Source organism: Leifsonia sp. McL0618 (assembly GCF_049994905.1).
GTDB lineage: Bacteria > Actinomycetota > Actinomycetes > Actinomycetales > Microbacteriaceae > Diaminobutyricibacter.
This window is the reverse complement of the sequence record NZ_CP188258.1, coordinates 3,210,023-3,222,945: the sequence shown is the minus strand read 5'-3', so window position 1 is coordinate 3,222,945 and position 12,923 is coordinate 3,210,023. Positions and strand designations below refer to the sequence as shown.

Here is a 12,923-nt window from a genome sequence, read left to right as displayed (position 1 = left end):
CCGGAGAAGCGCTGGATGAAAGGATGCGGACCATGGCCGATCGGGACTGGACCATCGAACTGGGTGAACTGGACGTCAAGCTCGGGATCGTGATCCTCGAACAGTCGCCGGAGCGCATCGTCGCGACGATGCCCGTAGAGGGCAATCGCCAGGGTTTCGGGCTGCTGCACGGAGGTGCGTCGGCCGCGTTCGCCGAGGCCCTCGGCTCGTGGGCGGCCGTGCTTCACGCAGGTCCCGGCCGCACCGCTGTCGGTGTCGACCTCAACGCCACGCATCACCGCGCCGTGAAGTCGGGCACGGTCACCGGTGTCGCAACGGCGATCCGTCTGGGCCGCAAGATCGCCTCGCACGAGATCGTCGTGACGGATGAGGATGGCAAGCGCGTCTGCACGGCGCGCATCACGAACCTCATCCTCGATGAGGCGGCCGACTGAGTCGCGGATCACTGCGCCTCGTCCCACGTGTAGAACCCCTGCCCGGTCTTTCGGCCGAGTTTTCCTTCGGCGACGAGGCGCCGCAGCAGGTCCGGCGGCTCGAAGCGCGGACCGAGGCGGTCGGCGAGGTATTCGGCAACGCCGAGTCGCACATCCAGCCCGACCAGGTCGGTGAGGCGCAGCGGCCCCATCGGGTGCTTGTAGCCGAGCACCATGGCCGCGTCGATGTCTGCCGCCGAGGCGACGCCGTCTTCGAGCATCCGGATCGCTTCGAGGCCGAGGGTGACGCCGAGCCGGGAGGAGGCGAACCCGGGCGCGTCGGCGACCGTGACGGGCGTCTTGCGGAGTGCGCGCACCCAGTCCTGCGCCTGCGCGACCAGGCGCGGGTCGGTCGCGGTTCCGGTGACGACTTCGACGAGCAGGGATGCCGGAACCGGGTTGAAGAAATGCAGGCCGAGGAACTGTTCGGGTCGCTTCAGCACGACCGCGAGGTCGTCGATCGAGAGCGACGACGTATTGCTCGCCAGGCTGGCGCCGGCCGGCAGCACTGTTTCGACGGCGAAGAGCGCTTCGTGTTTAGTGACCAGGTCTTCCGGAACGGCCTCGATCGCCAGGCCGACATGTGCGAAGACATCGAGGTCTTCTCCGACGTGCAGACGGGGGGCCACGGTTTCGAGGCTGAGCGTGGTCGTGCCGCGTTCGATGCTGGCTTCGACCGCGCGCAGGATGCGGGCGCGCGCGGCGTCGGCGGACGTCCGGTCTCGTTCGACGACGGCGGCTTCGGCGCCCGCGAGAAGGAACGCATGGGCGATGCCGGCGCCCATGCGGCCACCTCCGAGCACGCCGACGCGCTCGGGGACCGCCTCGCGGTCGGGAGCGGATGGGGCGGGTGCGGCGTTCACCGGCGTCTCCTCTCGAGGAACTCGGTCATGCGCCTGATCTTCTCGGGCGATTCGAACAGCACGGCCTGCGCATCCTGGTCGGCCCGCGGGTGTTCGTCGTCGGACGCGTGGAACACGGCCTTGGTGTATTGGGTCGCGAGCGGGTCGTTTGTTGCGATTCGGTCGGCGAGCGCGTTCGCGCCGGCTTCGAGCTCGTCGGCCGGATGGATCTCGGTCACGAGGCGTGCGGCCAGGGCTTCGTCGGCGCCGAGGATGCGCCCGGCGAGGAGGATCTCTTTGGCGAGCGGCTCACCGACCAGCTCGCGGAGACGCCACAGCGCTCCGGCGGCCGCGATGATGCCGAGCCCCGTCTCGGGGTTGCCGATGCGCAGCGCAGGCGTTCCGATCCGGAAGTCTGCCGCGTAGGCGAGTTCGGCGCCGCCGCCGAGCGCATAGCCGTCGATGGCCGCGATGACCGGCATCGGAAGGGCGGCGATGCGCAGGAAGAGGCCGGAGTTGACGCCGCGGTGCGCATCCGCGGCCCGGCGTTCGCGCAGTTCGGCAATGTCGGCGCCCGACGCGAACACGCCGTTGCTGCCCACCAGGAGCAGGATGCGGGGTGTCGACTCGAGCTCCGCGCAGACCGCGTGGAGTTCGTCGACCATCTCCTCGTTGATGGCGTTGCGCGTCTCGGGCCGGTCGAGCCGGACGATCACGCGGTCGGGTCGCCGTTCCACGGCGAGAGTCGTCATCGGATGCGCTCCAGGATCAGGGCGGCGCCCTGGCCGACCCCGATGCACATGGTCGCGAGTCCGTACCGGGAGTCTTCGCGTTCCATGCGCCCGAGCAGGGTGACGACGAGCCGCGACCCGCTCGAGCCGAGCGCGTGGCCGAGGGCGATGGCGCCGCCATCCGCGTTGACCTTCGCCTCATCGAGGCCGAGGCGCCGCATGCAGGCGATCGACTGGCTCGCGAAGGCCTCATTGAGTTCGATCGAGCCGAGGTCGTCGAGTGAGAGTCCGCTGCGGTCCAGCGCGCGCTGCGTGGCCGGAACGGGCCCGAGTCCCATGATCTCCGGTGCCAGGCCGACGCTGGTCCCGACGACCACCCGGGCGCGCGGGATGAGGCCGAGGCGTCTCACCGCGTCGCCGCTGGCCACCACGATCGCGGAAGCGCCGTCGTTGAGCGGGCTCGAGTTGCCGGCCGTCACCACGGTGCGGCCGGCGACCACGGGCCGGAGGGAGGCGAGCGCTTCCAGGCTCGTGTCGCGGCGGATGCCTTCGTCGAGAGCCACAGGCCCTGTGGGCGTGGCGACCGCGACGATCTCGTCGTCGAAGTGGCCGGCGTCGACCGCGGCGGCCGCACGCTGGTGGCTCTGCAGTGCGAATGCGTCCGCGTCTTCGCGAGAGATTCCGTCGACGCGGGCGACTTCTTCCGCGGTCTCCGGCATCGAGTATGTCGCCTTGTCACGGGCGGCGAGACGGGGGTTGACGAACCGCCAGCCGATCGAGGTGTCGAACTGCGGGCCCGGTTTGGCGAACGCGCGCTCGGGCTTGGCCTGGACCCAGGGGGCCCTGGTCATCGACTCGACGCCACCGGCGACGATGATGTCGGCGTCGCCGGCGCGCACCGCCTGCGCGGCGAGGGTGATGGCGGAGAGCCCGGATGCGCAGAGCCGGTTGACCGTGATGCCGGGCACAGCATCCGGAAGCCCTGCAAGCAGCACGGACATCCTCGCGACGTTGCGGTTGTCTTCGCCGGCCTGGTTGGCGGCGCCGAGGATGACGTCGTCCACCAATGCCGGGTCGGCCCCGGCGCGGTGCAGTGCTTCGCCGACCACGAGTGCGGCGAGGTCGTCAGCGCGGATGCCCGCGAGTGCACCGCCGTAGCGACCGACCGCCGTGCGCACGCCTCCGACGAGGTAGGCCTCTGCCATGCTCACTCCCGACCGCATTGTCTTCGGGCCCATTGCGCGGACCAGGCGCCGGATCGATAATTAGTGACCGATCGTTCGGAAAGTAATTCTTGCAGATCGCCTTGCGAGCGGCAAGCCGCTGACGAGCGGCGCAGCGCTCAGCGCGTGTCGTGGTCTTCGAAGATCAGCGCGGTCTTCGTGTCCTTCACCGACGGGATGGCCGTCAGCTCTTCGAGCACCACGCGCCGGAGGTCTTCATTGTCGCGGGCCCTCACCAGCAGCAGCACGTCGAAGTCTCCGCCGACGAGGGCGATATGTTCCACCTCCGGGATCTGCCCGAGCCGTTCGCGCAGCTCCTGCCACGATGCCTGGTCGACCCGCATGGTCACGTACGCAGATGATCCCCTGCCTGTGAGACGCGGGTCGACCTTCGCCGTGAAGCCCGTGATCACGCCGTCTTCGAGCAGGCGGGCCAGTCGCGCATAGGCATTCGCGCGCGAGATGTGTGCTGCTTCGGCGACTGCCGTGATCGAGGCTCGCCCGTCACGGCGCAGCTCCTGCACGATGCGCAGATCGACGTCGTCTGCCTGCGCGCGCATTCCGTCCATCCGACGGTCGCCATCGGAACTCATGGTGGACATTATGCCGCAATTCGGAGCTTCCGGCCGGCCATCGTCTCGAAAGTGGGGCGCAACTGGCATCGCAGGTCCGAAAGCCTCACTCTATGAAGAGGTGTTGTCTTTCAAAGGAGAACGGATGCTCCCCGATACAGTGCTGCCCGAGAGCCTGCTTCCCCGCCGCGATCCGGTGCAGCTGATCGACCCCACTGGCACGTTCACGCCCGACGAGCAGTACGCGCTTCCCGGGCGCGACCGGCTCATCGACGGCTACCGCCACCTCGTGATCGGTCGTCGCGTCAACGACCAGGCCAGCGCGCTCGTGCGTCAGGGTCGGCTGGCCGTCTACCCCTCGTCGCACGGCCAGGAAGCCTGCGAGGTCGCCGCGTCGCTCGTGCTGGGCGACCAGGACTGGCTCTTCCCGACCTACCGTGACACGGTCGCCGTGCTCAGCCGTGGTGTCGACCCCGTCGAGGCGTTCTCGCTGCTGCGCGGTGACTGGCATTCCGGCTACGACCCGCACCGGCACAACGTCGCACCCCAGGCGACGCCGCTGGCCACCCAGCTGCTGCACGCCGTCGGTTTCGCGCACGCGGCGAAGCTCCGCGGCGAAGACACGGTGGTGCTCGCGATCTGCGGCGACGGGGCGACCAGCGAAGGCGACTTCCACGAAGCGCTCAACTTCGCAGCCGTCTTCCACCTGCCCGTCGTGTTCTTCGTGCAGAACAACGGCTACGCCATCTCCGTGCCGCTGCGCAGGCAGCTCGCCGCCCCGTCGATCGCCCACAAGGCGATCGGCTACGGGATGCCCGGCCAGCGCGTCGACGGCAACGATCTCGCCGCTCTGCTCTCCGTTCTCGGGGATGCGGTCTCGGCTGCGCGCTCGGGCGCCGGCCCTCGTCTCATCGAGGCCGTCACCTATCGCATCGAGTCCCACACCAACGCAGACGACGCCACGCGCTACCGCAGCGACGACGAGGTCGCGCCCTGGCGTGAGAAGGACCCGCTGAAGCGCATCCGCACCTACCTTCGTGGCCTGGGCGTGCTCGGCGACGGTGACGAAGCCGAGATCCACAGCCAGGCGGAGCGCGTAGCCAGCACCCTGCGCGACGGGATGAATGCGGAGACGGTGCCGGACCCATCCGACCTCTTCGAGTTCGTCTACGCGACCAGGACTCCGCAGCTGCAGGAGCAGGCGGCGATGCTGGCGGGCGAGATTGCAGCAGACGCCGCCGGGACAGGAGACGTGAAATGACCCTCATGCATGACGCCGACCTGCGGTCGGACACGACACCGACACCGACCATGACCATGGCGCAGGCGCTCAACCGGGCACTCGCCGACGCCCTCGAAGCAGACCCGTCGGTTCTCGTCTTCGGCGAAGACGTCGGTCCGCTCGGCGGGGTCTTCCGCGTCACCGACGGCCTCACGGCGCGATTCGGCGAAGACCGGTGCTTCGACACACCTCTTGCGGAAGCCGGCATCGTCGGCAGCGCGGTCGGGCTGGCCATGAACGGGATGCGTCCGATCGTCGAGATGCAGTTCGACGCTTTCGCATACCCGGCCTTCGAGCAGATCGTCGACCACGTCGCCAAGATGGGCAACCGCACCCGCGGCGCTGTGCGGCTGCCCCTGGTGATCCGCATTCCGTATGCGGGCGGCATCGGCGGGGTCGAGCACCACTCCGACTCGTCGGAGGCGTATTACGCGCACACACCCGGTCTCACCGTGGTGACGCCGGCGACGCCGCAGGATGCCTACGGGCTGCTCCGCGCCGCGATCGCACACCCCGACCCCGTGATCTTCCTCGAGCCCAAGAAGCTCTACTGGACGAGTGGAACGGTCGACACAACGGCGCCGCTGCCCGAAATCGGGCGCGCCCAGGTCATCCGCGAAGGAACCGACGCCACGATCATCGCGTACGGTCCGTCGGTGCCCGTCGCCCTCGCAGCTGCCGATGCGGCCGCGGAGGAGGGGCGCAGCCTCCAGGTCGTCGACGTGCGCAGCCTCGTGCCGTTCGACGACGAGACCGTCACCGCCGCCGTGCGTTCGACGGGGCGTGCCGTCGTCGTGGCAGAGGCGCCCGGATTCGCGAGCGTTGCATCGGAGATCGCTGCCAGGGTCTCCGAGCGCTGCTTCCACTACCTCGAGGCCCCGGTGCTGCGGGTGACCGGCTTCGACACACCGTTCGCACCGCCGAAGCTCGAGGAGTACTACCTGCCCAGCGTCGATCGGCTGCTCGACGCCGTCGACCGCCTGCAGTGGGATGACGGTGCCGAGCCTGACGACGGGACTGCGGGCGCATGACCGCGCAGATCTTCCTGCTTCCCGATCTCGGCGAGGGACTCACCGAGGCGGCCCTGGTGCGCTGGCTCGTGCAGGTCGGCGAGGAGGTCGTCGTCGACCAGCCGGTCGCCGAGGTCGAGACGGCGAAATCGGTCGTCGAGGTGCCGTCCCCTTACGGTGGCACCATCAGTGCGCTGCACGGCGAAGAAGGGGAGGACCTGCGCGTCGGGGCTCCGCTGATCGAAGTGGATGCGGGCGGTGACACGGCACCGGCGGCACCGGTAGCCGAACAGGCAGCCCAGCGCTCAGGGAACGTCCTCGTCGGGTACGGAACCACCGAGACCCGGCACACCGGCCGCCGCCGTCGTGCGGCACTCGTGGGTGCACCCACCCGCGTTGTCGAGCAGCCGCCTGCTGTGACTCCCGCCGTCCGGCCGAGCGTCGCCGCGCATCCCGCCGTGATCTCGCCGGTCGTGCGCCGACTCGCCAAGACCCGCGGGCTCGACCTGGCAGCCCTCGCGGGGTCCGGGCCGGGCGGACTCATCACCCGCCGCGACGTCGAGTCGGCATCGTCCGGCGCGACGACCGTCGTCGCTGCGCCGGCCGGGGGAACGGATGAACGAACCGGCCTCGGAATCCGCTCCGTCACACCGCTCGGAATCTTCCGCCGAACCGTCGCGGCCACCATGTCGCGGAGCCGAAGCGAGATCCCCGAGGCGACCGTCTGGGTGGATGTGGACGCGACCGATCTCTGGGACCTCCGTTCGCGCATGTGGCTCGGGGACCGGCATCCGTCGCTCCTCTCCTTCATCGCGCGCTTCACGCTGTCGGCACTCGCCCAGTACCCGGTGCTCGCCGGACGCCTCAGCTCCGACGCGGCGTCGATCGAGGAGTTCGACGGAGTGAACCTCGGCTTCGCCGTCGACACCCCACGCGGACTCGTGGTCCCTGTGGTGCGGCACGCCGAAACCCTCACCCTGCGCGGACTGGACGGCGAATTCGACCGGCTCACCCGTACGGCACGCGACGGGAAGGCGGCGCCGTCAGAACTGGCAGGCTCGACGTTCACGATCAACAACTACGGCAGCCTCGGCGTCGACGGCAGCGCGGCCATCATCAACTACCCCGAGGTCGCGATCCTCGGTGTCGGACGATTCATCGAGCGGCCGTGGGTGGTCGGCGGATCGATCGTGCCGCGCCGCATCGTCCAGCTCTCGCTGGTCTTCGATCACCGTGTGTGCGACGGCGGGGTGGCAGCGGGGATGCTGCGGGCCGTCGCCGACTCGATCGAGCATCCGTTCGACCTGCTCGCGGACGCCCCTCCCGCCTGACCCTGACCGCAGGCGGCAGCCGAGGCTACGCTGGGAGCGGGCGCAGCGGCGCCGCGACCTGGGGAGGCAGTCATGGGTGGAACGGACGACGGAAAGAACGACGACGCGTCGGCGGACGACTACGACCTGAGCGAAGAGAAACTCGTGGCGCCCGAAGAGACCATTCCGTGGCTACCGGAGCCCGAGCCGTCGGACGGTGACGCGCCGGCGCCCTGACCCGGACAATAGGCTGGAGTGGTGCCCGACGACCAGGAGACCCGCCGCCGTACGCCGGTCCCCGTGTGGCTCGCCATCGTCTTCGCGCTCATCTGCGGCGCGGGTGTGGCGGTCCAGTCCCGTATCAACGGTGAGCTCGGCCAGCAGCTCGGCGACGGTTTCGTCGCAGCGACCATCTCGTTCGGCTCAGGCCTCCTGATCCTCTTCGTCGCGCTCGCCATCGCACCGTCGGGCCGGCGTGGGCTCGGTCGCGTCGCCAGTGCTCTGCGTGCGCGCTCGCTGCCTTGGTGGTACGTGCTGGGCGGGAGCGCCGGGGCATTCCTCGTGCTCTCGCAGGGACTCACCGCTGCCGTGCTCGGCGTAGCGCTCTTCACCGTCGCGATCGTCGCGGGCCAGACGGTCAGCGGCCTCGTGCTCGACCGCATCGGGCTCGGGCCCGGCGGTCGGCGGGCCCTCACGCCCTCCCGTGTCACCGGCGCCGTGCTCGCCCTCATCGCGGTCACCTGGGCGGTGTCGGCGCAGCTCACGCACAGCGTCCCCCTGTGGATGCTGGTGCTCCCGCTGCTCGCCGGGCTCGGGATGGGGTGGCAGCAGGCCGTGAACGGTCAGGTGCGCGTCGTCGCATCGAGCGCGCTCAGCGCGACGTTCATCAACTTCGTGGTCGGCACCACCGTTCTCGTCATCGCCACGGTGGTGCACTCGTCGATCGTGGGCTGGCCGTCCAGTCTCCCGACCGAGTGGTGGCTGTACCTCGGTGGCGCGATCGGGTGCGTGTTCATCGCGGGGTCATCCCTTCTCGTGCGCATCACCGGCGTGCTCATCCTCGGCCTCGCAACCGTTGCCGGCCAGCTGCTGACCGCGCTCGCGCTCGACCTGGTGCTGCCGAGTTCCGCGCATCCGATCGCCTGGACGACCGTCGCGGGAACGCTCCTCGCGCTCGTCGCCGTCGCCGTCGCGAGCATCCGCTGGCGTCAGCCCAGCGCGGTGAGGTAGCGCTCCGCATCGATCGACGGGCGGTGGCCCTCGCGTGAGTCCTCCGGGACGCCGCCGACGTAGAGCCAGCCGAGCAGGCGCTCGTTCCGGGCCAGGCCGTGAGCTTTGTGCACGGCCTTCGAACGCGTATGGGCGCCTGTGCGCCAGAAGACGCCCCAGCCCGCCTCGTGCAGCAGCAGGCTCAGCGTATGGGCGACACCCGCGGCGACGGCGTCCTGCTCCCAGCCGGGGACCTTGTCGCTCCGGTGCCGCACCGAGACGATCGCCAGCAGCAGGGGTGCACGCAGCGGCTTCCCTGCGAGCTTTTCGGCGTCGGGGCCGTGTGCACCGGCATCCTTGACGAACGCCGCACCCAGCCGGTTGCGGGCGTCGCCGCGCAACTCGATCACCCGCCACGGGCGCAGCGAGCTGTGGTCGGCGACGCGGCCCGCAGCGGCGACGAGGGGAAGCAGCGCGTCGTGTGTCGGGGCCTCATCGGTGACGCGCGAGTACGAGCGCCGGCTCGCGACAGCCTCGAGAAAGGACGTCACCCGGTTACTCTGCCGGCGAAAAGGTGAGCGAGAGGGAGTTCATGCAGTAACGGTCGCCCGTCGGCGTACCGAAACCATCGTCGAACACGTGACCGAGATGCGAGCCGCAGCTCGCGCAGCGGACCTCGGTGCGGACCACTCCCAGGCTGCGGTCCTCGATCAGCTCGACGGCCTCCGGGCGAACCGATTCGTAGAAGCTCGGCCAACCGCAGCCGGAGTCGAACTTCGTTCCGCTCTTGAAGAGTTCGGCGCCACAGGCGGCACAGGTGTACAGGCCGGCGCGCTCCTCGTCGAGCAGTTCGCCCGTCCACGGGCGCTCGGTCGCGGCCTCGCGCAGCACCGCGAACTGGTCGGGGCTGAGCTCGGTGCGCCATTCGTCGTCGCTCTTCGTGACGTTGTACTCCATGGCGCGGCGTCCTTTCCGTGGGTGGGTTGGCCTGAGAGATCTCAGATCCAACCCTAAACGCCATCCCGCGACCTGCCCGCCCGCTTGGGCGAACACTCAGACACGCCCAAATAGTATGAAGCGCACATCAGGGGTCAGGCGAAAGAGGTGAGCGATGGCGGACACGGTTCCGGAGGAGCTCACTGAACGCGACGAGGCGATCCTGGCCTTCGAACGGCAGTGGTGGCGGCATGCGGGCACGAAAGAGAAAGCGATCCGCCAGGACTTCGGACTGTCGGCGGCGCGGTACTATCAGCTGCTCGGCGCCCTGATCGATTCGCCGGCCGCGCTCGCCCACGACCCTATGCTCGTCAAGAGGCTGCAACGCCTGCGCGACGCACGAACGGCCGCGCGGAGCGCACGAACGCTCACGCCCCACGACTGAGGACCCCCACCGAACCGATGGCAGAGAAATTCCCGAAGGACCGCTTCGACGCGATCCCCGACGACATCCAGCGTGTCGGCGCACACCGAGCTCCCCACCAGAAGGGTCGCGGCTGGATCGGATTCGCGTGGGCGGCGGTCGCCACCCTCCTCCTGATCGGCGTCGGCGTGTTCGGGCTCTACCTCATCAACGGCAGCATCGCGTTCAACGGGTCTCCCGGCAGCGGCACCCCGACGCCGACCATCACTCCGACCCCAACGCCGACGGTGGTCCCGACCGTCGACCCCAGCCTGAACGTCACAGTGCTGAACGGCACGACGACCGCAGGCCTGGCGAACCAGGTCGGCGACGCACTCGTCGCGAAGGGATGGAAGGTCCAGTCGCGCGCGAACGCGAGCCAGAGCAACATCACCAGCACGATCGTCTACTACTCGAACCCGAAGTACGAGGGTGCGGCCCTCGGTGTCGCGCAGTCGCTGCCCGGTGCCACGGTGATGCTGACACAGGACTTCGTCGAGACCGGGGCCGACCTGACGGTCGTCGTCGGGAGCGACTACAAGGCTCCGGGGCAATAGCCGTTCTCACCGGGGATTCCGCTCGTCGATGTTTCCGGCGTGTTTAATTCACGCCCCATTCACGTAATTTCACGCCCTATTGCCGGGATCAGCATTCATTGCGGCGGTTGAAAGCATTAGTATCTGGTTTCAACGCGCTGGTGAATGTGCTACGCGTGGACGAAACACAGCAATGGGAGTAATAGATGGCGAACGGAACCGTGAAGTGGTTCAACGCTGAAAAGGGCTACGGCTTCATCACCGTGGATGGTGGGGGACAGGACGTTTTCGTTCACTACTCCGCAATCGACATGAGCGGCTACAAGGTTCTCGAAGAGGGCCAGCAGGTCGTATTCGAGGTCGGTACCGGCAACAAAGGCCCCCAGGCCGAGGCGGTGCGTCTGGCGTAGCACAGCACGACTACTGATTCGAACGCCGTCCGGGTATCCGGGCGGCGTTCGTTCGCGTCCGGCGCTATTCGCGTTCACTTGCACTCGCGGCATCCGAGTGCCAGAATCGTTCTAGCACTCGACGCGTTCGAGTGCTAACAATGAACACGGGCATTCGCCCGGAAGTTCCGTATCTTTCGCAGACGTCCGGGAGGGACGAAAAACAACCATGGCAAAGATCATTGCTTTCAACGAGGACGCGCGCCGCGGCCTCGAGCGTGGCCTGAACATTCTGGCCGACACCGTCAAGGTGACGCTTGGCCCGCGCGGTCGCAACGTCGTACTCGAGAAGAAGTGGGGCGCTCCCACGATCACCAACGATGGTGTCTCCATCGCCAAGGAGATCGAACTCGACGACCCGTACGAGAAGATCGGTGCCGAGCTCGTCAAGGAGGTCGCGAAGAAGACCGACGACGTCGCAGGTGACGGCACCACCACGGCCACCGTCCTCGCTCAGGCGCTCGTCAAGGAAGGCCTCCGCAACGTGGCCGCCGGTGCGGACCCCATCACCCTGAAGCGCGGCATCGAGAAGGCCGTCGCGGCCGTCACCGCCGAGCTCATCGCCTCCGCCAAAGAGGTCGAGACCAAAGAAGAGATCGCAGCGACCGCGTCGATCTCCGCCGGCGACACCACCATCGGTGAGATCATCGCCGAGGCGATCGACAAGGTCGGCAAAGAGGGCGTCGTCACCGTCGAGGAGTCGAACACGTTCGGCACCGAGCTCGAGCTGACCGAGGGCATGCGTTTCGACAAGGGCTTCCTGTCGCAGTACTTCGTCACCGACCCCGACCGTCAGGAGGCCGTGTTCGAAGACCCGTACATCCTGATCGCCAACCAGAAGATCTCGAACATCAAGGACCTTCTTCCGGTCGTCGACAAGGTGATCCAGGCAGGCAAGCAGCTCCTCATCATCGCTGAGGACGTCGACGGCGAGGCCCTGGCCACGCTCGTCGTGAACAAGATCCGCGGCATCTTCAAGTCTGTCGCCGTGAAGGCGCCGGGCTTCGGCGACCGCCGCAAGGCAATGCTGCAGGACATCGCGATCCTGACCGGTGGCCAGGTCATCTCCGAAGAGGTCGGCCTCAAGCTCGAGAACGTCACCCTCGACCTGCTCGGCCAGGCTCGCAAGGTCGTCATCACCAAGGACGAGACGACCATCGTCGAAGGTGCCGGAGACCCCGAGCAGATCGCGGGCCGCGTCGCCCAGATCCGCAACGAGATCGAGAACACCGACAGCGACTACGACCGTGAGAAGCTCCAGGAGCGCCTCGCGAAGCTCGCCGGCGGCGTCGCCGTCATCAAGGCGGGTGCCGCGACCGAGGTCGAGCTGAAGGAGCGCAAGCACCGCATCGAAGACGCCGTGCGCAACGCCAAGGCAGCGGTCGAAGAGGGCATCGTCGCCGGTGGTGGCGTCGCACTCATCCAGGCCGGCAAGAACGCCTTCGCGAAGCTCGAGCTGACCGGCGACGAGGCGACCGGTGCGAACATCGTTCGTGTCGCCATCGAGGCTCCGCTCAAGCAGATCGCGATCAACGCGGGCCTCGAGCCCGGCGTGGTCGTCGAGAAGGTCCGCAACCTGCCCGTCGGACACGGCCTCAACGCCGCGACCGGCGAGTACGTGGACATGCTCGCTGCCGGCATCAACGACCCGGTGAAGGTCACCCGCTCCGCGCTGCAGAACGCAGCGTCGATCGCGGGCCTGTTCCTCACCACCGAGGCCGTCGTCGCCGACAAGCCGGAGAAGAACCAGGCTCCGGTCGGCGACCCGACCGGTGGCATGGACTTCTAAGCCAGAGGTTGTCACAAGAGGGCGTCTCCTTCGGGAGGCGCCCTCTTTCGTTTCGCCCACCGTCGGGCACAGGGAAAGTCACCCCAATTCGTTGCAAT

At 68.3% G+C, this 12,923-nt stretch carries 16 protein-coding genes; 10 read left to right on the top strand and 6 right to left on the bottom strand.

The annotated features are described in order from the left end of the window. The first annotated feature begins 32 nt into the window (after positions 1-32). Positions 33-434, top strand: a complete 402-nt coding sequence (locus tag ACPPVQ_RS15570) for a hotdog fold thioesterase (RefSeq protein ID WP_426516044.1) — start codon at positions 33-35, stop codon at positions 432-434. Between the two features lie 8 nt (positions 435-442). On the opposite strand, the gene ACPPVQ_RS15565 is transcribed toward ACPPVQ_RS15570, so the two are convergent. From ACPPVQ_RS15565 to ACPPVQ_RS15550, 4 genes are all read right to left on the bottom strand, one after another. Continuing rightward, positions 443-1,336, bottom strand: a complete 894-nt coding sequence (locus tag ACPPVQ_RS15565; protein ID WP_426516043.1) for a 3-hydroxyacyl-CoA dehydrogenase family protein — start codon at positions 1,334-1,336, stop codon at positions 443-445. Beyond that, entirely contained in the window at positions 1,333-2,067 is a 735-nt protein-coding gene (locus ACPPVQ_RS15560) for an enoyl-CoA hydratase/isomerase family protein (RefSeq protein WP_426516042.1), read from the bottom strand. Before ACPPVQ_RS15560 ends, ACPPVQ_RS15565 begins: the two co-directional genes overlap by 4 nt. Beyond that, positions 2,064-3,251: a thiolase family protein gene (locus ACPPVQ_RS15555; RefSeq protein WP_426516041.1), complete on the bottom strand. Its 1,188-nt coding sequence runs from the start codon at positions 3,249-3,251 to the stop codon at positions 2,064-2,066. The genes ACPPVQ_RS15560 and ACPPVQ_RS15555 overlap by 4 nt, the downstream gene beginning before the upstream one ends. A gap of 137 nt (positions 3,252-3,388) precedes the next feature. Continuing rightward, positions 3,389-3,862, bottom strand: a complete 474-nt coding sequence (locus tag ACPPVQ_RS15550; RefSeq protein ID WP_426516040.1) for an Lrp/AsnC family transcriptional regulator — start codon at positions 3,860-3,862, stop codon at positions 3,389-3,391. A 124-nt stretch (positions 3,863-3,986) separates the two neighbouring features. On the opposite strand from ACPPVQ_RS15550, the gene pdhA reads away from it, so the two are divergent. The 5 genes from pdhA (at position 3,987) to ACPPVQ_RS15525 (ending at position 8,673) form a co-directional block, all read left to right on the top strand. Next, positions 3,987-5,102, top strand: a complete 1,116-nt coding sequence (gene pdhA, locus ACPPVQ_RS15545) for a pyruvate dehydrogenase (acetyl-transferring) E1 component subunit alpha (protein ID WP_426516039.1) — start codon at positions 3,987-3,989, stop codon at positions 5,100-5,102. Continuing rightward, the gene (locus ACPPVQ_RS15540) at positions 5,099-6,154 is read left to right on the top strand and encodes an alpha-ketoacid dehydrogenase subunit beta (RefSeq protein ID WP_426516038.1); all 1,056 of its coding nucleotides are present in this window, start codon (positions 5,099-5,101) and stop codon (positions 6,152-6,154) included. Before pdhA ends, ACPPVQ_RS15540 begins: the two co-directional genes overlap by 4 nt. Continuing rightward, complete coding sequence (locus ACPPVQ_RS15535) at positions 6,151-7,464, top strand: dihydrolipoamide acetyltransferase family protein (protein WP_426516037.1); 1,314 nt, start codon at positions 6,151-6,153, stop codon at positions 7,462-7,464. Before ACPPVQ_RS15540 ends, ACPPVQ_RS15535 begins: the two co-directional genes overlap by 4 nt. 72 nt (positions 7,465-7,536) lie before the next feature. Further along, complete coding sequence (locus tag ACPPVQ_RS15530) at positions 7,537-7,680, top strand: hypothetical protein (RefSeq protein ID WP_426516036.1); 144 nt, start codon at positions 7,537-7,539, stop codon at positions 7,678-7,680. 21 nt (positions 7,681-7,701) lie between these two features. Beyond that, entirely contained in the window at positions 7,702-8,673 is a 972-nt protein-coding gene (locus ACPPVQ_RS15525) for a DMT family transporter (RefSeq protein ID WP_426516035.1), read from the top strand. Here the strand turns inward: ACPPVQ_RS15525 and ACPPVQ_RS15520 are convergent. Together ACPPVQ_RS15520 and msrB are read right to left on the bottom strand one after the other, a co-directional pair. Continuing rightward, positions 8,652-9,203, bottom strand: coding sequence for a nitroreductase family protein (locus ACPPVQ_RS15520; protein ID WP_426516034.1), 552 nt, complete (start codon positions 9,201-9,203; stop codon positions 8,652-8,654). The genes ACPPVQ_RS15525 and ACPPVQ_RS15520 overlap by 22 nt on opposite strands. Before the next feature lie 4 nt (positions 9,204-9,207). Further along, complete coding sequence (gene msrB / locus ACPPVQ_RS15515) at positions 9,208-9,609, bottom strand: peptide-methionine (R)-S-oxide reductase MsrB (RefSeq protein ID WP_426516033.1); 402 nt, start codon at positions 9,607-9,609, stop codon at positions 9,208-9,210. A 154-nt stretch (positions 9,610-9,763) separates the two neighbouring features. On the opposite strand from msrB, the gene ACPPVQ_RS15510 reads away from it, so the two are divergent. From ACPPVQ_RS15510 to groL, 4 genes are all read left to right on the top strand, one after another. Further along, positions 9,764-10,033: a DUF3263 domain-containing protein gene (locus ACPPVQ_RS15510; protein WP_426516032.1), complete on the top strand. Its 270-nt coding sequence runs from the start codon at positions 9,764-9,766 to the stop codon at positions 10,031-10,033. A gap of 17 nt (positions 10,034-10,050) precedes the next feature. Beyond that, the gene (locus tag ACPPVQ_RS15505) at positions 10,051-10,608 is read left to right on the top strand and encodes a LytR C-terminal domain-containing protein (RefSeq protein ID WP_426516031.1); all 558 of its coding nucleotides are present in this window, start codon (positions 10,051-10,053) and stop codon (positions 10,606-10,608) included. 185 nt (positions 10,609-10,793) lie between these two features. Further along, positions 10,794-10,997: a cold-shock protein gene (locus ACPPVQ_RS15500; RefSeq protein ID WP_426516027.1), complete on the top strand. Its 204-nt coding sequence runs from the start codon at positions 10,794-10,796 to the stop codon at positions 10,995-10,997. Between the two features lie 208 nt (positions 10,998-11,205). Further along, a complete protein-coding gene (gene groL, locus ACPPVQ_RS15495; protein WP_426516026.1) occupies positions 11,206-12,825 on the top strand; it encodes a chaperonin GroEL in 1,620 nt (539 codons plus the stop codon). Positions 12,826-12,923: the final 98 nt, after the last annotated feature.